Origin of the sequence: Arthrobacter sp. CC3 (assembly GCF_039907775.1) — a bacterium.
Lineage (GTDB): Bacteria > Actinomycetota > Actinomycetes > Actinomycetales > Micrococcaceae > Arthrobacter.
Map to the genome: position 1 here is coordinate 158,787 of NZ_JARCCY010000007.1, position 23,276 is coordinate 182,062.

The window sequence follows — 23,276 nt, forward strand, 5'->3', positions numbered from 1 at the left end:
AGGTACGGACCATGGTTGCTCCGCTGCTAGAGCTGCAGAACATCGCGAAATCATTCCCCGGTGTCCGGGCCCTGAACGACGTCAGCTTCACCTTGGAAAGGGGCGAAATCTGCACGCTGGCGGGGGAAAACGGCGCCGGCAAAAGCACGCTGCTCGCCATCCTCGGCGGATCTCTTGTCCCCGATCACGGCTCAGTGATCATCGACGGCACGCGACGGGCGCATTTCTCACCACGGCAGGCACTGGCTGACGGGGTGAGAATCGCCCATCAGGAGCCGGCCATCGTGCCGCAGCTGTCGGTGGAGCAGAATCTAGTTCTCGGGCGGACAGCACGCCAACGCAGGGACGCCGGCAAGGACATCGACCAGGCACTGGCCGACGTCGCCCAAATGGGATTCCCGCTCAAGGCGAAAGCCTCGGTGCGGGGGCTTAGCCCGGCCCAACGCCACGCCCTTACCATCGCCAGGGCGTTGGCCTTCGGCGCAAAAATCGTTGCCCTCGACGAACCCACAACCAGCATGCTGGAACACAACGTCGAAGGCGTCCTGACCAGGGTTCGGGAGATCGCCCACACCCGCGGGGTGGGCATCATCTACGTTTCACACAAGATGCCCGAGGTCATGAGCGTCTCGGACAAGGTCGTGGTCCTGCGTGACGGCACCGTCAATTACACCCGGCCGATTGTGGAGACATCCGAACGGGACATAGTACGAAACATGGTGGGCCGGGAGTTGCTGTCGTTCAAACGGCAGCACCCGGTTCCACCGGGCGCTCCGGTCCTATTTTCCGCGTCGGAGGTCAGCCACCCGAGCGGTGGGGGCCCCCTTGCCTTGGACGTGCGGGCCGGTGAAGTCTTGGGGATCGCCGGGCTGGTCGGTTCAGGCCGCACCGAATTCTTGCGTGCAATCATCCGAGCCGACAAAGGCAGCACCGGCACGATAAGCGTTGACGGCAAGGAACGCCGGATCCGATCGCCAAGGGACAGCAGAAACGCTGGCATCGCATTCATCCCCGAAGAACGCAAACACCAGGGTCTGGTCCTGCAGGTTCCCGCCTACTTCAACATCGCCCTGACCGCGGACAGGCAGTTCAACGGTTTTGGGCCGATGATTAGCCTCCGAAAGCAGATTGCGGCCGCGGAAGAAGCTGCGGCCCGGATGTCACTCAGGCCCGCAAATGTTCGCCTCAACGCCCGCCAGTTCTCTGGCGGCAATCAACAAAAGATCGTGATCGCCAAGTGGACCTGGCGCAACACCAAAGTATTCCTCTTCGATGAACCCACCAAGGGCGTGGACGTCGGCGGCAAGGTCGAAATCTACGAACTCATCGACGCCTTGGCCAACGCCGGAAGCGCAGTGATCGTAGTCTCTTCCGACCTGCCGGAGATTATCTCCCTCAGCGATCGGGTCAAAGTAATGCGGCAGGGTCAGTTCGTCTCCGAACACACCGGCGACGACATCAATGAACACAGCCTCGTGGCCAACGCCATGGGCATCGCAGAAAGAACAACGACATGAGCCAGCCAACCCTGCCCAAGAATGACCCGGGTAATGACAGCCAGAAGACCGTTGTGAAGGAACGGTCCGAGCCCGCAGCCGATAAACGCCGCCGGCCGACGCTCAACCTTCAGGCGTTGGGGATTTACATCGCCGCTGTGGTCATCTTCCTCATCTTCGGGCTGCTGAACCAGAACTTCCTCACTTCCGGCAACCTTCGGGACATCGCTGTCTCAGCCAGTGTCAATGCCATCATCGGGCTTGGCATCACGTTCGTCATCATCACAGGCGGCATCGACCTCTCTGTCGGTTCAATCGCGAGTTTCGTCGGGATCGCGACCGCGACCCTCATGGTCAACGCCGGGACCTCGCCCATCTTCTCTTTGTTCGCCGGCATTGCCCTTGGCCTGGTCTGCGGCGCCATCAACGGCCTCCTCATAACCAAACTCAAGCTGCCCCCGTTCATCGCGACCCTCGGAACGATGAGCATCTACCAAGGGTTCGCTTACGTTGTCACCGACGGGAAGCCGGTCTACAACATCCCCAAGGACTTCGTCTTCATGCTCAACAGCTACGTCGCCGGCATCCCGGTCGCGGTCATCCTCGTGGCGGTTCTGGCCGTTCTCTGCTGGCTGCTGCTGCGCCGCACCGTGTTTGGGCAGAACGTCATCGCCACCGGCGGCAGCGAAGAAACGGCCTGGCTCTCCGGTGTCCGCGTCGACAGGGTGAAAATCGCCGTCTATGCTCTCTCCGGCGTACTCGCGGGAATCGGCGGACTGGTCATCGTAGCCCGCATCAACGCGGCTCAAACCGACGCCGGTAGCCCGTACCTGCTTACAGCCATCGCCTCCGCGGTGATCGGCGGAGCCAACCTCATGGGCGGCGAGGGACGAATCGCCGGGACCCTGGTGGGGGCCCTGATCCTGGGTGCGCTCACCAATGGGCTGGTCCTGCTCAACGTACCGAGCTTCTACGAACAAATCGTCACCGGCCTCGTGGTCGTCATCGCCGTCGCCCTCGATCAAACCAGCAAAGGCTGGCCATTGTTTAAGAAGAAATCACCTCAAAAGAAGGAAGCGGCAGCCTAACCGAACCCCAACCGGTGAAGGTGCCCGGGAGGATGCCCCCGCGCCTGCGTGGGCGGGGACGGGCGGCCGCGGAGAAGTCCGTGGCCGCCTGTCGCAGCTTCACGTACTGCGGGGTCCCGGCTCGTCAACGGTCAAATCCGCAGGGCGCAGGCTACATGGTCAAGCCGAGGGAACGCCGCCCGGAAATTAGGAGATCTCAGTGCTCGATTTCGATATCGTCGACGCCCATCACCACCTGTGCAACTACGCCCGGTCATACCCGTGGCTCCAAGGCCCGGCGGAACCGTTCCGCTACCACGGGGATGATCGGCCGCTCCGGCGAAACTACCTCATCGGGGATTACCTCGCTGACGCCAAGGGATTGCGACTGGCCGGGTCAGTCCATGTTGAGAACGGGGCTGCCGATCCTATCTGGGAAGCAGAGTGGATCCAGGACGTCCACGCTGACAGCGGCTTGCCGTCCGTTCAAGTAGCCAAAGCCTCCTTGGTCGAGCCGGGAGTACTATCCCGCTTGGAACGCCTTGCGGCAATCCCTTCAGTACGCGGCATCCGAGACATCCTCAACTGGCACCCGGACCCCCGATACACCCACACGTCCCGCCGCGATCTGATCACGGACCCCTGCTGGCTGGAAGGCTTCTCGCATCTTTCGACGCTAGGCCTGTCCTTCGACCTCCAGGTGTTCCCCGAGCAACTGGACCAGGCCGCGCAGCTGGCCGCGAATCACCCCGATACTACAATCATTTTGGACCACGCGGGCATGCCCATTCACCGCGATCCCGCGTCCCTCCGGGAGTGGAAAGCCGGTCTGAAAAAATTGGCAAAGCAGCCAAACGTGGTCACAAAGATTTCCGCCCTCGGAACGAACGACCACTCCTGGACGACAGCATCGATCCGACCGGTCATCCTGGACACCATCGACGTCTTCGGTCCCCACCGCACCATGTTCGGAAGCAACTTCCCGGTTGACAGCCTCTACTCCAGCTTCGCCGCGCTCTATGCCGCCTTCGACGAGATAACCGCCGCACTGACCTCCGACGAACGCCGACAACTCTTCGCCGACACGGCCAGGAAAACATACCGCGTCGGAACCACGGCAGCGACTCCTCCCAGGGCGCACACCCGGCAGTGATAGCCGGCCCCGACCTCACGCCGGGCGGGGGTGCTCCATGCCACCAGCGGATGAACAAAGTGCCCAGCATGTCGCGACCAGAGGACCATCGCTTCCCATGAAGCGGGTAAGTATGGGAGAAGGTTCAGAGAACCTGAAGTTCTGGATCATGGAACCGGTTACACTTTGTGTCATACCTTATCCTCAGAGTCAGTACCTTGATCTGAAAAAGTCGCCTTAAGGCACGGGGAGAGGCCAGAAAAGAACCAGGAGCAAGCGTGCAAAAGCAACCTACGATCCGAGATGTTGCCCAGGCCGCAGGCGTGTCCGTCGCCGTCGTGTCCCGGGTCCTCAATCCCGGCTCGGGTCCCGTTGCGGCCCTGACCCGACGCAAGGTCAACGACGTGATGGAAACCCTCGGGTACCATCCCCGAACAGCCGCTAGGGAACTGAAGCACGGCCCTCCCACAACCCTCGGACTCCTGCTCGCAGACGTCTCCAATCCCTTCTTTGCCCGCTTGGCCGACCACGTGGTGCAAGAAGCCCATGCCCGCGGCATTCAGGTCCTTCTGATGACAACACAGGAGGATGACCGGCTCGAGTCCGAACGGCTCGCCACGCTCATCGAGCGAAGGGTCAGCGGCATCATAGCGACGCCGACCGGCAACAACCTCGAAATCTGGAAGAAGCTCCAGGGCCTGGGCACGGGTGTGGTCTTCGTCGACCGCTCAATCCCCGAGATGCCGGAAGTTGATGTCGTAAGCATCAACAATATCGAGTCGGCGCGGTCGGCAACTGCCCTGCTGGCTGCGCACGGGCACCGTCGCATTGCCATTATCTCCGGACCCGCCACCTCAACCACAGGGCGGGACCGGGTGGCGGGCTACCGGGAGGCACTGAGGGAAGCAGGTCTGAGCGAGGACAGCGCACTGATCCGATCCGCGGCGTTCCGAGGAACTGCGGGTGGCGACGCCGTCACGGCCCTGCTCAATCTCCAGGACCCGCCCACTGCCCTCGTGGTGGCCAATACCGCCCAGGTCACCACAGTGCTGCGCCGGCTCGTACACGCCGGGGTCTCCATTCCGGACGAGCTTTCCGTTGTCGTGTTCGAGGATTCCCCGTGGACAGAATTGATGACTCCGCCGCTGACGATCATTCGCCAGCCAATCGATATGCTGGCCAGACATTCCGTGCAACTGGCGCTCTCCAACGCTAACGGCACTACTACCGGAAAACCAACAATTGTCCGCGTCGACGCCGAGCTCGTCGAACGGTCCAGTGTCGTAGCGCCCAAGGCATACTAGAAGCGTCGCGCCGGCGGATCCCGGGCAGGGAAACGGCCCCGGCCGCCCTGGTCCCGAACCACTCAACTGCCGGCGCGCCTCGTGGTTTCCTTGCCCGCCCGAGTTGTGCCCCCCCAGGGCCGTCTCCCGGCGACCTGAGCGGGTACCGGCAGGCGGGGAGATAGCCGTTGCCGGCGTTCTGGCGCCTTGCACCGCGTGCAAGGCCCTGGCTCCGGGCCCGAACATCACCTCCGTGGAGAGATGGCGCCCAGCTACCGGCCCGACTTCATGCCCCGTGATTCCCTCATACCGCCACTGGTGCCATAGTTTCCGTTCGGCGATTTTCTCCTTTCAGGACCGGCACTGTTGACATGGCCTGAACCCGACTGGTACAAAAGTGGAACCGGTTCCACTCCGGTCCCACAAACTCCAGTTTGCGACGAAGAAGTTGCTCCGCCGGTCAGGCGGAGGGTCCTACTCGCCGTGGAACGTCAATCAGAGAGATCCCCATGAACCTCCACAAGCTTCTTAGCGACCGCGAGCAGGAAGGCCGCCCGGTCCGGGTCGGGCTCATCGGAGCCGGCCGCTACGGCACGATGTACCTCGCCCAGGCAAACAACATCCCGGGCATCCACGTGGTGGCGATCGCCGACATCAACGTCAAGCGTGCTGAGGGTGCCTTCGAACTGGTCGGGTGGCCCAAGAGCCAGATCGCACCGGATATCGCGACCGCCCTCAAGGACCGCTCCACAACGATCGTTGCCAACGCGGACGAGCTCTTCAATGTAGACATCGACGTCATTGTCGAGGCCACCGGAAACCCGATCGTCGGCGTGAAACACGCACTGCGTGCCATCGAGACGAAGAAGCACATCATCATGGTCACGGTGGAGGCAGACGCCCTCGCCGGTCCGGCCCTGGCCAAGCGCGCGGAAGCCGCCGGCGTGGTTTACTCCATGGCCTATGGCGATCAGCCAGCCCTCATCATGGAACTTGTCGACTGGGCGCGGACCAGCGGATTCGATGTCGTCTGCGCGGGCAAGGGCGCGAAGTTCCTCGAGCACTATCACGAGATGAACCCGGACAACGTCTGGGAGAACTGGGAGTTCTCCAAGGAACTCACCGATTCCGGGCAACTGAACCCGAACATGCACACCTCCTTCCGCGACGGCACAAAGGCCTCCATCGAGATGGCCGCCGTGGCCAACGGCGCCGGACTGGTACCGTCTGACACCGGGCTAACATTCACGCCGGGCGACGTCGAAGAGATCGCCACCATCTGCCGTCCCGCCGACGTCGGGGGAGTCCTCGCCCACGAAGGCACCGTTGACGTAATGTCCAGCGTCAAGCGCGACGGTACCTGGATCCCGCACAACACCCAGGAAGGCGTGTTCGTCGTCGTCAAGGCCACGAACGAATACGTGTCCGGCTGCTTCACCGAGTACCCCTGGCACCCGGACCCCACCGGCCAGTACGCGGCGCTGTACCGCCCTTACCACTACGTCGGCCTGGAACTGAACATGTCCATCGCCAACGCAGCCCTCCGCGGGATCTCCACAGGTTCCCCGGTCGGGTTCTTCGGCGATGTTGTCGCCACAGCAAAGAAGGACCTCAGAGCCGGTGAATTCCTCGACGGCGAAGGCGGGTACACGGTCTGGGGCCAGCTGGTTTCAGCCAGGCACTCCGTCGCAACCGGTGCCCTGCCCGTTGCGTTGGCCCACCACGTGGAACTGCGGAACGACATCCCCAAGGGCGGAATCGTCGGCTGGAACGACGTCATCATGGACGACTCCCTGGCCCAGGCACTGGAGGTCCGCCGGGAAACCGAAGCCCTCGTCGCACAGTCCGCGATCAACGCCTGACCCTCCCAGTAGCAAACCGGGCGCGGCAAATGAACGTCAACCGATATCGTTCACGCCTCCGGACTAAGACTCCTTCCAATGAAGAAAGGCATCACATGAAATCCATAACCCGCGCCCTCACCGGAGTGCTGGCATGCACCCTCGCCGCTTCAGTCCTCGCCGGATGTGCCTCCGGAGCCCCCGGCGGGGCGGGCGCTGGAGCACCACCGGCCAAAATCCAGCTCTCGATCCCCGACCCGCTCACGTCCTCCGTCGGGGTCTCAGCCCAGCACTTCGCCGACCAGGTCAAGAAAACGTCCAACGGGTCCGTTACAGTCACCGTGGTTCCCAACGGAACGAGCTTCAGCGGAGACCAGAACGCGGCCGTGACACGGCTGCAGGGCGGGTCCCTTGACGCGCTCATCCTCTCGACGTCCGTGTACGCCGCCGTCGTTCCGGAAATGAACGCCATCAGCATTCCGTACCTTTTCAAGGACACCACGGAGGAAGCGGCATTCCTGGCGGGCAAGCCCGGCCAGGCGCTGAAGGAAAAGCTCGCCGCCAAAGACACCGTCGCGCTTTCCTTCCTCACCCGTACCGGCCGGGAAATCACGAATTCCGTTCGCCCGATCGAACAGCCCTCGGATCTCAAGGGACTGAAGATCCGGGTCCCCGGCAACCCGTTGTGGACCGACTACTTCAGCAAGCTCGGCGCCAGCCCCACCACCATGGCGTTCTCCGAGGTGTTCACCGGCTTGCAGACGGGAACGATCAACGGCCAGGAAAACCCCATTGAGGTGCCCTGGACCAACAAGTTCTCCGAAGTCCAGAAGTTCGTCTCACTGACGAACCACATCAACGACGCATGGGTGCTCGCCCTCTCCTCGAAAAAGTGGGACACCCTGACCGATGACCAGAAGAAGGCCCTCACGGACGCCTCGGCGGAAACCGCCACCTTCAAGACAGGCTATGACGCCGAGCAGTCCAAGAAGCAGCTTGAGGAACTCGCCGCCAAGGGCATGAAATCTAACGAGCTCAGCGCTTCCGGGCTGGAGGAATTCAAAGCGGTCTCCAAGAGCCTCTACCCGACGTTCTCCCAGCTGATCGGCAAGGACTTCTTCGACCAGGCCGTCGCTTTCACCACCACCAAGTAGCCCCGCACGGGAGGGCCGGGTGCAAGGCGGCGCCCCGGCCCTCCCACCAATATCGGCTTCGCCTCCACTAACATCCGCTCTCAACGTCGACAGTCTGGAAGAACATGAAACACACCCTGGCACCCGAGGAACTCGAGGAGGTCCTTCCGTCCGACGCGGAAGAGATCCTGCACCACGGTCACGTCCCCCCAGGCTGGAGCGGCGCTGTCTGGCTCGACAAGGTCCTGGAATGGACCGTCGGCGCAGCCATCCTGGCGGAGCTCGTCGTCATCCTGCTGAACATTACGGTCAGGCTCGTCACCGGCGATTCGGTGCTCTGGACCCAGGAAGTGTCTGAAATCGCGCTGCTGACCATCGCGTTCATCGGCGGTGCCATCGCCTACCCCAAGGGCGCGCACATGTCCGTCCAGGCCCTCATCATGCGCCTCCCCGCTTCGTGGAAGCCTTACCTGGCCGCCCTGGTCGACTGCTTGGTCTTCGTCATGAGCGCTGGGGCATTTGCCCTGTTCGTTCCTACCCTTGCCCAGCAGATCGAGGAAAAAACCCCGGTCCTGCAGCTGCCCGTTTTCTGGGTGTCCCTGCCGTTCTCTTGCGGCATGGTGCTGATTGCGTGGTTCGCGCTGATCAAGCTATGGCGCCAGGACCGCCGGGCAGTCCTGGCCGCCGCCGGGATCGCAGCGGGGATGGTCGCCGTCGTCATGCTGGCCCCGCCACTCTTCTACTACGCCCCGCCGAATGTCCTCCTCGGCGTTGTACTCGCGGTCTTGTTCCTGTTGCTCTTCCTTGGCCTCCCGATCGCTTTCGTCCTGGCCCTCGCCTCCGGAATCTATCTCTACCTCGGCGGCATCTCAGACGTCAGCGCGATCCCGATCGGAATGGCCTCCGGCGCAAAGGGTTTCGTGCTGCTGGCCATCCCGTTCTTCATCCTCGCCGGCACGATTATGAACTCCGCCGGGCTGACCCTTCCCCTGGCCAAGCTCGTCGACGCGCTCATCGGGCACCTGCGCGGAGGCCTGCTGCAGGTGGTCGTGGTGACCATGTACATTTTCTCCGGCATCTCCGGGTCCAAGGTGGCCGACGTCGCGGCAGTAGGCACCACCATGCGCGGCATGCTCGAAGAACGCAAATACCCCCGCGGCGAAGTCGTCGCCGTCCTGTCCGCCTCGGCCATCATGGGCGAAACCATCCCGCCGAGCATCGTGCTCCTGATCCTCGGATCCATCACCACCATTTCCACCACCACGCTGTTCCTGGCCGGCTTCGTCCCGGCGGCGTTCCTTGCTCTCGTCGTCATGGCCCTCGTCTTTCTGCGGGCACGCAAGCAGGGCGGCGTCGCCAGCCCCAAGGCCAGCTGGCGCGCCCGCGGTTCAGCCACATTCTTCGCCCTGCCCACCCTTCTCCTGCCGGTCGGCATGGTGGTGGGCATCCTCAGCGGCTTTGCCACTCCCACCGAAGTGTCGTCCGTGGCCGTCGCTTATGCCTTCGTCCTCGCCGCCGCCTACCGGCGGGGCAGCAAGAAACTCCTCGGGGACACTTTGCGCGAAACGACGACGACGGCGGGCATGGTGCTCTTCATCATCGCCGCCGCCTCGCCCCTGGCCCAGACCCTCGCCCTGGCGGGCGTCTCCCAGCAAATCCACGACTTGATGTCCGGGCTCGGCGATTCCCCGCTCCTGTTCATGCTATTCACGATCATCCTGCTGATCATCATGGGCCAACTGCTTGAGGGCCTTCCGGCCGTGCTTATCTTCGCCCCGCTGTTGCTGCCCATCGCCATCGACTTTGGCGTCAACCCGGTGCAGTATGCCATGGTGCTGATCATCTCCATGGGGATCGGCTCCTTCGCACCACCGGCCGGCGTCGGCTTCTATGTCGCCTGCGCCACCGCCCGCGAAACAGTCGAAAACAGCCTCAAGCACTTCTGGCCGTATCTCGCGGCAGTCTTCGTCGGACTCCTCGTTCTGGCCGCCGTTCCCTGGTTCAGCACCTTCCTCCCCGCACTTGCCGGGCTCATCCCCTTCTAACCCAGGAGAGAGTCAACAATGGATGCTTCTTCCATCGGGCTGCCCGCAGCCGTGGCCCTGCTGGGAACAGGGCCCATGGGCGCGCCGATCGCCCGCAACCTCATCGCAGCGGGGGTGCCCCTGACGCTGTGGAACCGCACACCGGAAAAAGCCAACGCGATTGGCGGGGGCACCGTCGTGACCCGTCCGGCTGACGCGGCCTGTGAGATCGTGCTGACTGTATTGCCCGACCTGCCCCAGGTTGCAGCCCTGCTTCACGGTGAGGAAGGACTGCTGGCAGGATGGAAGACGGCCGGCACAGAGCATCCAACCCTCGTGATCCACGGAACGGTGTCACCCGTGGCAGTCGCGAAATTCGCCGACGAGTGCCTGCACAACTGGGGCGTCACGGTCGTGGACGCCCCCCTCAGCGGAGGCACTATTGGCGCAGAGGAGGGCAGACTGAGCATCATGATTGGAGGTCCCGGCGACGCAGTGGAACGCCTTAAACCGCTGTTCGCCCTATACGGCTCGACAGTCACGTGGTTCGGCGAGACGGGTGCCGGGTCAACAGTGAAGGCATGCAACCAGATCGTCGTTGCCGCCACCGTTACAGCTCTGGCCGAGGCGATGGCCCTGGCGAGCACCGCCGGCCTGGACCTTGAGAAGGTACAAACTATCCTGGCCGGGGGTCTTGCCAACTCCGAAGTCCTGCGCCAAAAGGGACGGCGCTGGATCGACCAGGACTTCGAAGGCGGCGGATCTGCGAAAAACCAGCTCAAGGACCTCAGGTTCATCACCGAAACTGCAGGGTATGAAGGACTCAAACTCCCGTTAGCGGCCTGCCTCGAAAGCGCATTCGAAAACATGATCGCAGCCGGCCACGGGGACCTGGACCACTCAGGGATCTACCGGACCCTGCGGACCTAAACGGCCAACCTAAGGACCAGGCCGCTGACGTGGATAGGGCCTCTTCATCACGGTGCAATCCACGCACTGACAGACTGTAAGGAAGCACGAACATCTAAGAGATGTAGGGCCTCAGCGGAATCGTTCCCCCGAGATGAACGTCAACGTCCGTGGGCGTGGATGGTGGGGGCCGTCCAGCTGGCGAGTATCCGCATGGCGTCGGCGGTCGGGGATCCGGGCTCGACGGTGTAGACGAGCATGACAAGGCCAGGGTCGGTGGACAGTTCGAATGATTCGTAGCCGAATTCGAGATCGCCGACGGCGCAGTGCGTGAGCATCTTGGCCCCGGACCGGTACCGGAAGACGTCGTGGGAGGCCCAGAGCGCGCGGAACTCCTCGCTTTGGGTTGAGAGGGTGCCGATGATGTGGATGAGCTCTTTGTCGTAGGGGTCCCGGGCCGTCGCGGCGTGGAGGAGTGCGACGACGTTGTGTTTGGCTGTGTCGAAGTCGCGGTGGAATCGTGGCGCCCGTGCGTCCAGGAAGAGGTAGTGAGCGTAGTTGAAGCGGTCCCGTGATCCGTCCTCGGGCAGCGAGTACAGTGCGCGGCCGATCCGGTTGGAGGCGAGGCGGTCCAGGCGTGCGTTCTGCACGAAAGCCGGGGCTTCGATGGAGTCGAGGACGCGTTGGATGCCTGGCCTGACGGTGGTGCGGTTGGAGAGTTTGCGCCGCGGGGACCGGCGTTGGGTGAGCCTGGCGAGGTCCAGGAGGTGGTCGCGTTCGTCTTCGTCGAGCTGCAGTGCCCGGGCGATGGCTTCCATGACTTCGCGGGATGCGCCGGAGATCTTGCCGCGCTCGAGCCGGGCGTAGTAGTCCACGCTGACACCGGCGAGGTGCGCTACCTCTTCGCGTCGCAGGCCGGGGACGCGGCGGCTGCCGCTGTATAGCGGGACACCTGCCTGCTCCGGGGTGAGTTTGGCGCGGCGGGAGGTGAGAAAGCTGCTGATCTCAGACCGGGAATCCATATCTCCAAGGGTAGGCCCGGATCCTTGATGCCGGGCAGGACCTGCCGAACCAGGACCTGCCGGGCCCTCCCGGCGCCTGTTGTCAGTCATTGCGCGGGAGGCGGGTCGCAACGATTGCCATGGCGAGCGCCAGGCTGGCAGCGATCAGCAGGCTGGTGGAGAAGCCCTGCAGGAATGTTGTTGAGCGGGCCAGCAGGGATCCGAACACCGCGACGGCCAGGGCTCCGCCAATCTGGCGGCTGGTGTTGAAGATGCCGCTGACGGTGCCGGCGCGCTTCGCGTCGAAGCTGTTGAGCAGCACGGCGGTGATGGTCGGGATGACCAGCGGGCCGGCGAGGCCGACCAGGATCATCACGGCGGCGAGGACCCAGACCGGTATCGCGGCCGGGAGGAAGGCGATGGTTGCGAGTCCTGCGGCCATGACTGTCATTCCGCTGGCGATGAGCGTGCGGGCGCCGAAGTGCTCGGAGAGCCTGGCGATGAACGGTGTCAGAACCGCACCTCCGAGCATCATCGGAACGAAGACCGCTCCTGTCTCGACGGGTGAGAGGCCGCGCTCCTGTTGTGCATAGAGGCTCATGACGAAGGGCAGGCCGAAGTATCCGACCATGTACGAAAAACCGACGCCGATCGAGACGGCCATCGTGCGGTCGCGAAGGAGCGGGAGCGGAACCATCGGGTGCTGACCGCGGCGCTCCGCGGCGATGAAGCCTGCCCCGGCCACGACAGCAACAGCGAAGGCGATGAGCGTCTGCGGGGCCGCAATCCCGACCGCGCCAGCCTCGATGGCACCGTAGGTCAAGGCGCCCATGGCAGTGACAGCGGTGAGCTGGCCGGCCCAGTCGATCGGAACGGATCGGTGCGCCGACCGCGGAACCCGGCGAAGCGCGATCAGCGCCACGGCTCCGACCGGAAGGTTGACCAGGAAGATCAGCCGCCAGTCTACGAGAGAGAGCATCCCGCCGAGCACGGGCCCGGAGATCGACGCAAGCGCACCACCCATCGCCCACATGCCGACGGCGCGTGCGCGCTTCGCCGGGTCGGGGAACGCCTCACCGATCAGCGCCATGGATGCGGGCAGCATCACCGCGGCTGCCATTCCCTGCAGAATCCGGGCCAATATAAGCACAGCGACTGTGGGCGCCAGCCCGCACGCGAGCGACGTGATGACAAAGGCCGCCATGCCGAAGGCATAGGCGCGCCGCGCCCCGATCCGGTCAGAGAACGCTCCGGCAGATAGGAGGCAGGACGCAAACAGCAGCGTGTAACCGTCAACGATCCATTGCAGCCCGGTGAGGGTGGCGCCGAGGTCGAGGCTGATTTCGCGGAGGGCAACGTTGACTACAACGGCGTCGAGGGTGATCACGAAGAAGCCGGTTACGGCGGCGAAGAGTGCGGCCCGCGAATGGCGTAGTCCCGGCGCAGCAGCGACCGTGGTTGTGGAGTTCACAGAAGATTCCTTCTCAAGGGGCGGCGTGGGTAGCTGAGGTTCGTCAGTACCAGGCTGGTCCCTGGTTGACGTACGGGGCCTCCAACGTCTGGACTTCCTCATCGCTGAGTTCCAGGGACAGGGCGTCGACCGCTTCCTGGAGGTGGTGCGGCTTGGTCGCGCCGACGATGGGCGCCGAGACGATCGGGTTGCGCAGCACCCATGCCAGGGCGATTTGTGCCATGCTCACGCCACGGGCGCCGGCCAGGCTCTGTACTGCGTTGATGACGGGCTCGTCGTGTTCGCTGTCGAATGACTGGACCACCTTGTCAGTGATGGAGCGGGTGCTCTGTTCGCCCACTGGCCGTGCGAGGCGGCCTTTGCCGTTGGGTGAGTACGGCACCAGGCCGACGCCCATGTCTGCGCACATGGCCATGAGTTCGCGTTCGTCCTGGCGGCGGAGCAGGTTGTACTGGTTCTGCATGGACACGAACCTGGTCCAGCCGCCAAGGTCGGCCGCGTGTTGGAGCTTTGCGAACTGCCACGCGTACATCGAGGAGGCGCCGATGTATCGGACTTTGCCGGCCTTGATGACGTCGTGGAGGACCTCCATGGTTTCCTCGACCGGGGTGCCGTCGTCGAAACGGTGGATCTGGTACAGGTCGATATAGTCCGTGCCGAGGCGGGTGAGCGAGGCATCGAGCTGTTCAAGGATGGCTTTGCGGGACAGGCCCTCACCACCTGGCCCGTCGTGCATTTTGCCGCGCACTTTGGTGGCCAGAACGATGTCTTCGCGCCGCGAATACTCAGTGATTGCCCGCCCGACGAATTCCTCGGAGGTGCCGGCCTGGTACACGTTGGCAGTGTCCCAGAACGTGATACCCAGTTCGGCGGCCTGACGGAAGAACGGCCCTGCGGTGTCTTCGGTCAGCGCCCAGGAATGTGCGTTCGGTGCGGTGGGGTCCCCGTAGCTCATGCAGCCAAGCGCAAGCCGGCTGATTTTCAGGCCTGTGTTACCCAGTCGGTTGTATTCCATCGCAGGGGTTCCTTCTCTAGGGGTCTTCAAGGTGTGTCAGTTGCGGGGGGAGATGAGTACGGTCGCGGAGCGTGGACCGGTGCGCAACATCGGTGGCAGGTAGGGGTTGTTGGTGCCGTATTTCGCGCGGTACGCGGTGTCCACCTCACCGAGGACGTCATCGGCGGCGGGTGTGAAACGGACTTTGTGATCGGTGCCTGCGATCCGGATCCGGCCGGCCTTCTGCCTCATTGCCGAGCGGTACCAGCGGGAATTCTGCCCGTTGTAAGCGCGTACGTAGAGCTGTCCTGCAACGACAACGGACCAAATCCAGGTGGGCGTGCCGTAGGTGATGCCGTCCTCACGGAACGGTGAGATGTGCAGGTCATCGGCCGCAGCCATCGATGAAAGTTCAATGTCGTTCCAGGCGGTCATGGGTGGTTCTCCGTCTGTCGTTTGTTCCGGGCGCACCGAGGACTTGGTGAAGGGCGTTTTCCGGGGTTCGTCTGTTCCACGTTACGAGAGTCCAAAGGGGCGAAACAGGACCTGTCAGACCATGTCTCAGCAGGTCCTTCCGCACGGCATGCAGGTACGGCATTGTCGATAGGGCGGAGCGTTTCTGGCTCCCGACTCAACCCTTGTGAAGGAAACCACCGAACGAATGACAACGTCTATCACCTCGACAGCGCCAACACGCCAACGGTTGCCCATCATCGTGCCACTGCTCGCGCTTGGCACGTTCCTGATGATCACCACCGAATACCTCGTTGCAGGGCTCCTCCAGGAGCTGGCCGACGACCTTCAGGTGGGCCTGGCCCAGGTTGGTCTCCTGATCACGGCCTTCGCGATCGGCATGATCATCGGATCGCCGGTCATGGCCTTGGCCACCCTTCGCCTACCGCGGCGCGCCACGCTCGTCCTCGCCCTTCTTGTTTTCGCGGCCGGGCACATCATCGCAGCATTCAGCAGCGACTTCGCGATTGTTCTCATGGCCCGCGTGGTCACCGCGTTGGCAGCCGGTGCGTTCTGGTCCGTCGCCGCCGCTGTTGCCACCCACGCGGCCGGGCCGGCCAATAGCTCACGCGCCCTCGGCGTCATGATGAGCGGGGTAGGTCTGGCGACCGTCGCCGGCGTCCCGCTCGGTGCCTTTGCCGGCCAACTCCTTGGCTGGCGCGGAACCTTCTGGGCACTGGCAGTCCTCGCCGTCCTGGCGGCACCGGTCATCGCACGCTTCACTCCCGCAGATGCCGGCCGCGGCGCTCCGTCCATTCGCGCCGAGCTTCGCGCGATCACGAGCCGCCGCATGGCCCTCCTCGTCATCGCCACCGTTCTTGCCACCGGCGGCTACATGACAGTCTTCAGCTACCTCTCCCCGCTCGCGACCGGCCGCGCCGGGATACCGCCCTGGGCTGTCCCCCTGCTGTTCGTGGTGTTCGGACTCGGCGCCATCATCGGCACCAACCTCGCCGGACGCTTCGCCGATAAGCGTCCGGTCACGACGTTCATCACCGCCACAGCGGGAACGGTCGTCCTGATGGCGTTGCTCGTGCCGCTATCCACGAATGCAGTGGCAACCTTCTTACTCATGTTCCTGCTCGGCAGCGCAGGCATGGGAATTCCGCCCGTCGGCACCGGCCTTGCCGTCCGCTTCGCCCCTGCAGCGCCCACAGTCGCAGCCGCCATTGCGGTGTCTGCATTCAACGGCGGAACCGCGATCGGCACCTGGCTCGGCGCAGCGGCCCTGGAATCGACGCTGGGTGTCATCGGACCACTGACCGTCGCGATCACTATGGCTGCAGTCGGCCTCCTTACGCTTCTGGCCATTGCTGCAACGCGAATGACCCAGCCCTCAGAACTTGACGGTTGAGCAGCCCTGCCTGCACGTCGTCGAGTAGCACCGGAGTGACATTGATGGCGTAGGCCAAAGCCGTCAGCGATCCGTGGCGGTTGCCGCGAGGCTGGAAACAGACCGAAAAGGCGCTTTTCCGTCAGTAGATCTTCGGCCCAGGTTATCCATGCGACAAGACTTGAAGGTTTGCAAGGAGCCGGAGTGGCGGTTTCACCAACCAGCTACAGTATCAGTCCACGAGGTTGCCGAGTTCGCGGAGCGGAGTCTTGCTGGTTTCGCGGGCCCACACGGCCCCTGCCACGGCGAGCAATGAGGATGCCGCGACAATCCATGCGGCGGGTCCCCAGTTGGCTTTGTCCGCGCCGACGAGGGCGGTACCCAACAGCGGGGTGAAGCCGGCGCAGAGGATGCCGATCTGCAGGCCGATAGCCATGCCGGAGTAGCGGACCTTGACGTTGAACAGTTCCGAGAACCACGCGGGGTACACAGAGTTGGAGGCCGCGTAGGTGCCCGCCGTGATCAGAGTGCTTGCCAGGAAGATCATAGGAATGTTGCCTGTGGAGATGACCGAGAAGTACACGAAGATCATCAGGCCCGAACCAAGGACGCCGGTGATGAAGACGGTGCGTCGGCCGAACTTGTCCGAGAGGCGGGCGAAGAGCGGCTGGCTGACGATGGCGATCACGTTGCCGAGGATGCTGACCCACAGCATGGTGGCCGCGTTGACTCCGACGGAGACAGCGTACGCCAGACCGAACGACTGCATAAAGGTGTTGGTCACAACCTGGAAGGACATCAGAGCTACCTGGAAGAACTGAGCCGGGTGGGTCCTGAACATCTGGGCGAAGGGTAGTTTCACCGTCTCGCCTTTGTCGTGCTTCTCCTCGAAGACCTCAGGTTCCTCCAGTGATCGGCGTACCAGGAAGGCGGCCACGAGAACCAGGATCGAGAGCCAGAACGGGATGCGCCAGCCCCAGGCGAGCCGGTCCGCCTCGTTCATGGCGGCCACGGGCAGGAAGGCCAGCGAGGCCAACACGATGCCGAACGAAATGCCGCTCATCGCAAAGCTGGCAAAGAATCCGCGGCGTCCTGCGGGCGCTTCTTCCATGGTCAGCGCCGACGCGCCGGCCGTTTCGGCTCCCGCGGAGAGGCCCTGCATGAGACGCAGGAGCACCAGCATGGCAGGGGCGAAGTAGCCGGCGGTGTTGAAATCCGGGAGGACACCGATGAGGAAGGTGGCCGCGCCCATCAGGACCAGTGTCAGGACGAGTGTTGTCTTGCGGCCCATTTTGTCGCCGAGGTGGCCAAATAGGACCGCACCGAAGGGCCGTGCCACGTAGGCGACGCCGAAAGTGGCGAAGGACGCCAGGAGGGCCACTGTCGGGTCCCCTGAGGGAAAGAAGATTTTGGAGAAGATCAGTGATGCCGCGGTGGCATAGATGAAGAAGTCGTAGTATTCCAGGGCGCCTCCCAGGAACGCGGCAAGGGCAGCCTTTTTGGCCCTCTTGAGCCGGCGCTCCTCGTCGACGACGAGCGGGCTCTTTACGAGATTGGTCATGGTGCTGGTCCTTCCGCACTGAAAGACGGTGGGGGTGTTTGAATAAATGATTTGTGCGGATACCGAACAGCTGTGCGATATGCGACTATGTAAGAGCATAGCGCAGCGTGAACTGGCTCACAAGCGCTGATTGCCCCAACCGGTCTTCAGGAAAGGCGGAATCATGGACGAAAACGTAGACGGCACCAGACTGTTCCTCATAGGGTCCGAAGCCTCAGGGGCTATGTCCCCCGGGTTGTGGAACCCGGTGCTGGAACAGCTCGGCACTCAGTGGCGGTATGAGGCGTGGGACGTACCAGCAGCTTTTCCGATGGCAGGTGTCCGTGCCCGGCTTCTGGAATCGGACGTTGTGGCCGCTAATGTCACGATGCCGCACAAGCAGTGGGCCGCCGGGACTGCGGATATCACATCGGAGCAGGTCCGCCTGAGCGGCGCCTCGAACCTGCTCATCCACATCGGCGGCAGGTTGACGGCGCATAACACTGACATCACCGCCGTCGGCGAACTGGTCGGTCGGCGCCACCAGCGGCATGTCGTGATGCTCGGTGCCGGCGGCGCCGCCAGGGCGGCACTGGTCGCGCTGCAGAACCAGGCCGAGCGAGTTACCATCTCCGACCGGGACCCGGCGGCGGCCAGTCAACTCCTGGCTTTGGCCAGGGCCTTGGGTCTTTCTGCCGAATCCGCAACGTGGACCGATGCCCAGCACCAGGCCTTGCAGGCATCCCTCATCGTGAACGCAACGCCGGTGGGAAAGAAGCCCGACGACGGGCCAGTCTGGGGCCGAGGGCGGCTAGCCGATGACGCATTCATATACGACTATGTCTACGCAGGACACGTCACCGCCAGCATCAGGGCTGCGAGGGAGCAGGGCCTGGCGTGCGCGGATGGCTGGGACCATCTGCGAGCCCAGGCGGCCGCGATGATCCCGCTCCTAAGCCTGACACCGGGGGCGGACGCGCTACTGAAAACCAGGCTCAAGCTCCTACAGAGCCAGAGCCAGAGTTGAGCTTGCGGGCTGTACGGCGAAAACGTCGACCTCAGCGCTTAGCTTGATCGTAGGCGGCATAACGCGTTGGACATGCGTGCCGCTTGACCCCCTTTGGCCCCGTCCCTCAACTGCAAAGCCAGAGATGCAGAGGCCCGACGGAGAGGACCCATTTGCCCCGGCGGCATCCAGACAAGGCTCGATGGGTTCATCTGGCGAGGTTTTGCCCACTGAATCTCGCTAGCAGGCCTTTTGTGTAGGCGTCGCATTTCTGACTGCCTGTGAGACGTGCTGAGAGTGTTCAGCTGGAAGAACTCTCGGCGGAAGAGCAGAGTGGGAACTGCTGTTGCATCAAGAGGCTGGCAAAGGACTGTCGCAACGTCGAACTGCTAGAGCTTTCCGGCGAAAGCGAACGAAAGCCCGACGTCTCGCTTAACAGCAAAATCATCGAAACGCTCCGGGAGTTGGGCCCCGGCTTCTTCTTCGTCGGCAAGCAGGATCACTTCGAAGTCGATGCCGACGACCACGGCATCTTTTGCCTGCGGCTCTGCAATCTCCGCGGGCCGCTTTTCACCCAGGGTCACCGCAGCAGGGGACCCGGGAATCACGGTTGGGTTTACTTGTAGAAGCGGGCCAGGAATTCGGCCACGACGGCGGGGCGTTCCTGGCCTTCGATCTCGATGGTGTTGGACACCTTGATCTGGGCGCCCCCCTTGACTTCGGTGACCTCGGCGATGGTGGCCTGCATGCGGATCCGCGAGCCCACCTTCACCGGTGAGGTGAAGCGGACCTTGTCCAGGCCGTAGTTCACCTTGGTGGTGACGCCGTCGACGTCGAACAGCTCGCCCCAGAACGGGATGATGAGCGAGAGCGTGAGGAAGCCGTGGGCGATCGGGGCGCCGAACGGGCCGTCCTTGGCGCGTTGGCTCGATGCTGCTGCCGCGGTAGACGAATTCGGCGTTGATCTGGCTGGACTGGGTCGCGTTCAGCGGCAGTGTCAGTCCGTCCTTGGGATTGCCGTCGTACGGGGAGACGGTTGTGTCTCCGACGAGGAGTCCGTCGCGGATGGTCATTCCGCGTTCGGCCAGTGCGCAGGTCAGGGCTGCGATGGTTGCTGCGTACGGTTGGGGCTGACCGGGTTTCTGGGTTTCGGAGGTGTAGACGGCGAAGAGCACGCTGGCGGCGCTGGTGTCGTGGGCGAGGTAGTCGGCGACTGTGCGTGCGTAGCTGAGTCCGCCCTCGCGGTGGGGGAGGTCGACTCTGAGGGTGGCGCCGATGCGGTTGGCGTCCAGGGTGATGCAGACGAGGCTTTCCTGCGGCCAGAAGCCGAGGGTGTGTCCGACGAAACTGAGGACGTCGGCTGGGGTTTTGATGGTGAGCGGTTCCATGGTCCTTCTCCTTCAGCGGCTGGCGGGCACCGGGTGTGTCTGTCAGATTTGTGCGTCGTTCTGATACATGGAGTCACCGCTGGGTTGGAGGGTCCGGAGGGCAACTTGGGGAACCGGGAACGGTCCAAAGTTCCGCGAGGAAATAAGCGACGCAGGAGCGCCTAGCGAAACTTTGGATGGTGACCGGCGCGTAGCGCCCTGGTTGCATGGAGGACCCGCCCAGCGATGATGGGGAGCAGAATGACAAACAGCGAAGTTGCTTCTGGTGGTTCATAGGCGCGGGGGAGTGGGGCGGCATGACGCCTCCGTCCAGTTAGCGGAACCCAGAAGGTGGGATGCAAAATTGCCATCTCCAGCGCGGGCTGCAACTTTGAGGCCGACGTTGCGTTGTTCCACGATCCGTTCGAGCGCTTCAATTCGGGACCTCGCCGATGATCACCTTTTTCAGGCCGCTTTGCCGCGTGGCCCTCAGAACAGGTCCAGCGGTGCCAACACTTTGACGTGCATCATTTCACCCTAAGCGTTGATTTAATAAAATATAAAAGCTATGGTCGTCTCATACCCGGGAAGTGCCCGGTGTCACACGGAGGCCCTAATGGACGACTCAACGACGAGCACATCTATCCCGCCAAGCGCGCTGGCAATAGATCCCGATTTGTCTGTCTCGACTCCGCGGCAGCAGCGGAGAGTTCTGCTGTCGAGCCTGGTCGGGGCTTTGATCGAGTGGTACGACTTTTACCTGTTTGGAATCGCGTCCGCGATGGTGTTTAACGTCCTGTTCTTCCCGCAGTTCGATCCGCTGGTGGGTACGCTGCTGGCCTTCATCACCCTTGCTGTTGGGTTCTTCGCACGGCCCCTTGGTGGAGCCATTTGGGGCCATTACGGCGACAAGGTTGGACGCAAGCAAATGCTTGTTTTGTCCATCCTGGCTATGGGTGTCTGCACCACGGCCATGGGATTGCTTCCCACCTACGCCCAAATTGGGGTCGCGGCGCCGATCCTGCTGCTAATCCTTCGACTTGTCCAGGGCATTGCCGCCGGGGGCGAGTGGGGTGGAGCGGTTCTGATGGCCATGGAGCACTCGCCCAAGCGCCGAGGATTCTCCAGCAGCTTTCCTCAGATGGGCCTGACTGGCGGAATCCTCGTTGCTAATGGTGTGTTCGCTCTGGTCGCCGGGATGATGCCCGAGGAGCAGCTGCTGGCCTGGGGATGGCGGATTCCCTTCCTGCTTTCGGCTGTGTTGGTCATGATCGGTTTGTGGATCCGTCTCGGTGTGAGTGAAAGTCCGGTCTTCCTTGCCGAACAGAAGAAACAAGCGCAGGCGCCCTCCCAGAGGAAGGCGCCGCTAGTAGAGGTGTTCAAGCACCCCCGGACGCTGATCGTCACCATTCTGCTGGTTATGGGGCCCTTCGCAGTCAGTGCCGTATATCTGACGTTCGCCGCTTCCTATGGCCTGCAGGTCGGCTTCTCCCGCTCGGACCTGCTGACAGCTTCCATCGTTGCGGCTGCCTTGGGTGTGGTCGGACAGCCGATCTTCGCCACGTGGTCCGACTACATCGGGCGCAAGAAGGTCGTGGGCCTGGGTCTCATCCTGCAGGCCGTAACGGGTGTAGTTTTCTTCGCCCAAGTGAACGCCGGAAGCGTCGCAGGACTCTATTGGTCCATATCCCTCATTTCCATCGCACACGCCATTTGCTATGCGCCGTTGGCGGCATGGCTGGGCGAACTTTTCCCCACCCATCTTCGTTACACCGGCTCCTCAATGGGCTATCAGATCGCAGGCACCCTGGGCGGCGGCCTGACTCCCGCCGTCTGCACCTGGCTGCTGATCACCGGCGGCGGGGCGCCCCATTCCGAGCTGGTCGTCATCTTCACTGCAGCCGTCAGCCTGCTGTCACTCGTGGGCGTGCTGATGGCCAAGGAAACCTACAAAGCAAAGCTCTAGGGATTCCGTCCATAGCGAGAGTCCAAGAAGGAAAACAATGACTATCACAGACCTGAGCGTCTCCAAGGTGCCCACTGGATCCAAACTCGGTGTAATCGACGTCGATTTCCATCCGATGCCCCTGCCCACAGACCCGCAGGTGGCGGTTCATCTCCCGCAGCAATGGAAGGAGTACATCAGCCGCTATGGTCTGGGTGCCATGGGCGGCGGTGTCTACCCCTCGCAGCGTGAGTTCACCCACCGGCTCGACGCCGTTGATGACAACGGACGGGTTGGCCTTGATCCATACCTGGCGGTCGAGCAAGTACTTGACCCGTTCGATATGACGGCTGCTGTTCTGACGTGTCCGCAGACTTACATCATCACCAACGGTGGAGCGAACATGCCTCACAAGCTGGCTACCAGCCTGTACCGCGCCTACAACAACGCGCTGGCCGAAACCTGGTGCGCAGCGGACGACCGGTTCAGGGCTTCAGTCACGGTGGCCCGTGACCTTCCCGGCGGGGAGCGGGAGATCCAGCGCTGCAAGGAGGGAGAATTCGGAGACAAGTTCGTGCAGGTGCTGATGTCTCCTTCCGGCCAGGACCCCCTTGGGAAGCGCAGGTACTGGCCGATCTTCGAGGCATGCGAAAACTACGACATCCCGTTGTCCTTCCACGTTCCCGGCATGGGGCGGCAGCCCACTGGCGCCGGGCGCCAGAACTTCTATGCGGAAACCCATGCGGCCTTTGGGGTCCTGCCGCTTGCACTGGTTCCGAGCCTCATTTTCGAGGGCGTCTTCGACCGCTTCCCGAAACTAAAGATCGCGGTCCTGGAAATGGGATGGGACTGGGTCGCCCCCTACAGTTGGCGCCTCGACGCAACCTGGGAGAAGCTTCGCCATGAACTGCCCCATCTGCAGCGCAAACCCTCGGAGTACCTCAAGGAACATTTCTGGTTCAGCACCCAGCCCTTGGAGGAACCCGAACGTCCTGACATGCTCGAAGGTGTATTCGGCATGTTCGAAGACTCCGGGTTCGCTGACAGGCTGATGTTCTCCTCGGACTATCCCCACTGGGACTACGACTCACCATACGAATCCGTACCCGAGAGTTTTCCCGAAGACCGCCGACGGCGCATCCTCGGTGAGAACGCGAGCAAGCTTTACGGTATCCCGCTGCGTGAAAACAGCGGCCTGCCTTCGCCGACGGGGGAGTAGAT

Annotated in this window: 18 protein-coding genes and 1 pseudogene; 12 read left to right on the plus strand and 7 right to left on the minus strand. The window is 62.9% G+C overall.

The window, feature by feature from the left end; genetic code table 11:
- Nucleotides 1–11: 11 nt before the first annotated feature.
- The 8 genes from PV761_RS06195 (at nt 12) to PV761_RS06230 (ending at nt 10,906) form a co-directional block, all read left to right on the plus strand.
- Entirely contained in the window at nt 12–1,517 is a 1,506-nt protein-coding gene (locus PV761_RS06195) for a sugar ABC transporter ATP-binding protein (RefSeq protein WP_347895204.1), read from the plus strand.
- Nucleotides 1,514–2,584, plus strand: a complete 1,071-nt coding sequence (locus PV761_RS06200; protein WP_347895206.1) for an ABC transporter permease — start codon at nt 1,514–1,516, stop codon at nt 2,582–2,584. The genes PV761_RS06195 and PV761_RS06200 overlap by 4 nt, the downstream gene beginning before the upstream one ends.
- 199 nt (nt 2,585–2,783) lie before the next feature.
- Nucleotides 2,784–3,716: an amidohydrolase family protein gene (locus tag PV761_RS06205; protein ID WP_347895208.1), complete on the plus strand. Its 933-nt coding sequence runs from the start codon at nt 2,784–2,786 to the stop codon at nt 3,714–3,716.
- Nucleotides 3,717–3,973: 257 nt separating this feature from the next.
- Entirely contained in the window at nt 3,974–4,999 is a 1,026-nt protein-coding gene (locus PV761_RS06210) for a substrate-binding domain-containing protein (protein WP_347895210.1), read from the plus strand.
- A gap of 488 nt (nt 5,000–5,487) precedes the next feature.
- Nucleotides 5,488–6,840: a Gfo/Idh/MocA family oxidoreductase gene (locus tag PV761_RS06215; protein ID WP_347895212.1), complete on the plus strand. Its 1,353-nt coding sequence runs from the start codon at nt 5,488–5,490 to the stop codon at nt 6,838–6,840.
- A gap of 95 nt (nt 6,841–6,935) precedes the next feature.
- Nucleotides 6,936–7,973, plus strand: a complete 1,038-nt coding sequence (locus tag PV761_RS06220) for a DctP family TRAP transporter solute-binding subunit (RefSeq protein WP_347895214.1) — start codon at nt 6,936–6,938, stop codon at nt 7,971–7,973.
- Nucleotides 7,974–8,077: 104 nt separating this feature from the next.
- The gene (locus PV761_RS06225; protein WP_347895216.1) at nt 8,078–9,997 is read left to right on the plus strand and encodes a TRAP transporter large permease subunit; all 1,920 of its coding nucleotides are present in this window, start codon (nt 8,078–8,080) and stop codon (nt 9,995–9,997) included.
- Nucleotides 9,998–10,015: 18 nt separating this feature from the next.
- Complete coding sequence (locus PV761_RS06230) at nt 10,016–10,906, plus strand: NAD(P)-dependent oxidoreductase (RefSeq protein ID WP_347895218.1); 891 nt, start codon at nt 10,016–10,018, stop codon at nt 10,904–10,906.
- 140 nt (nt 10,907–11,046) lie between these two features.
- Here the strand turns inward: PV761_RS06230 and PV761_RS06235 are convergent, their stop codons facing one another.
- The 4 genes from PV761_RS06235 to PV761_RS06250 all read right to left on the minus strand — a co-directional run bounded on the left by PV761_RS06235 (nt 11,047) and on the right by PV761_RS06250 (nt 14,786).
- On the minus strand, nt 11,047–11,907 hold the full coding sequence (locus PV761_RS06235) for a helix-turn-helix transcriptional regulator (protein ID WP_347895220.1): 861 nt from the start codon (nt 11,905–11,907) through the stop codon (nt 11,047–11,049).
- An 82-nt stretch (nt 11,908–11,989) separates the two neighbouring features.
- Nucleotides 11,990–13,357 (minus strand): MFS transporter, encoded by a 1,368-nt coding sequence (locus PV761_RS06240; protein WP_347895222.1) that lies wholly within the window; start codon nt 13,355–13,357, stop codon nt 11,990–11,992.
- Nucleotides 13,358–13,400: 43 nt separating this feature from the next.
- Complete coding sequence (locus PV761_RS06245) at nt 13,401–14,372, minus strand: aldo/keto reductase (protein ID WP_347895224.1); 972 nt, start codon at nt 14,370–14,372, stop codon at nt 13,401–13,403.
- Nucleotides 14,373–14,408: 36 nt separating this feature from the next.
- On the minus strand, nt 14,409–14,786 hold the full coding sequence (locus PV761_RS06250) for a DUF2255 family protein (RefSeq protein ID WP_347895226.1): 378 nt from the start codon (nt 14,784–14,786) through the stop codon (nt 14,409–14,411).
- A gap of 226 nt (nt 14,787–15,012) precedes the next feature.
- Here PV761_RS06250 and PV761_RS06255 point away from each other — a divergent pair, with 226 nt between their 5' ends.
- Nucleotides 15,013–16,218 carry an MFS transporter gene (locus PV761_RS06255; RefSeq protein ID WP_347895228.1) on the plus strand — a complete coding sequence of 402 codons (1,206 nt, stop codon included), beginning with the start codon at nt 15,013–15,015 and terminating at the stop codon, nt 16,216–16,218.
- A gap of 211 nt (nt 16,219–16,429) precedes the next feature.
- Here PV761_RS06255 and PV761_RS06260 read toward each other — a convergent pair whose 3' ends face one another.
- Nucleotides 16,430–17,758: an MFS transporter gene (locus PV761_RS06260; protein ID WP_347895230.1), complete on the minus strand. Its 1,329-nt coding sequence runs from the start codon at nt 17,756–17,758 to the stop codon at nt 16,430–16,432.
- 163 nt (nt 17,759–17,921) lie between these two features.
- On the opposite strand from PV761_RS06260, the gene PV761_RS06265 reads away from it, so the two are divergent.
- Nucleotides 17,922–18,764: a shikimate dehydrogenase gene (locus tag PV761_RS06265; RefSeq protein ID WP_347895232.1), complete on the plus strand. Its 843-nt coding sequence runs from the start codon at nt 17,922–17,924 to the stop codon at nt 18,762–18,764.
- A gap of 368 nt (nt 18,765–19,132) precedes the next feature.
- On the opposite strand, the gene PV761_RS06270 is transcribed toward PV761_RS06265, so the two are convergent.
- Both PV761_RS06270 and PV761_RS06275 read right to left on the minus strand, forming a co-directional pair.
- Nucleotides 19,133–19,327, minus strand: coding sequence for a hypothetical protein (locus PV761_RS06270; protein WP_347895234.1), 195 nt, complete (start codon nt 19,325–19,327; stop codon nt 19,133–19,135).
- A gap of 32 nt (nt 19,328–19,359) precedes the next feature.
- Nucleotides 19,360–19,668: pseudogene (locus PV761_RS06275) on the minus strand (MaoC family dehydratase); the annotation flags it as partial.
- A gap of 1,058 nt (nt 19,669–20,726) precedes the next feature.
- Between PV761_RS06275 and PV761_RS06280 the strand changes: the two are divergent.
- Both PV761_RS06280 and PV761_RS06285 read left to right on the plus strand, forming a co-directional pair.
- The gene (locus PV761_RS06280; protein WP_347895236.1) at nt 20,727–22,076 is read left to right on the plus strand and encodes an MFS transporter; all 1,350 of its coding nucleotides are present in this window, start codon (nt 20,727–20,729) and stop codon (nt 22,074–22,076) included.
- Nucleotides 22,077–22,113: 37 nt separating this feature from the next.
- Nucleotides 22,114–23,274: an amidohydrolase family protein gene (locus tag PV761_RS06285; RefSeq protein ID WP_347895238.1), complete on the plus strand. Its 1,161-nt coding sequence runs from the start codon at nt 22,114–22,116 to the stop codon at nt 23,272–23,274.
- Nucleotides 23,275–23,276: the final 2 nt, after the last annotated feature.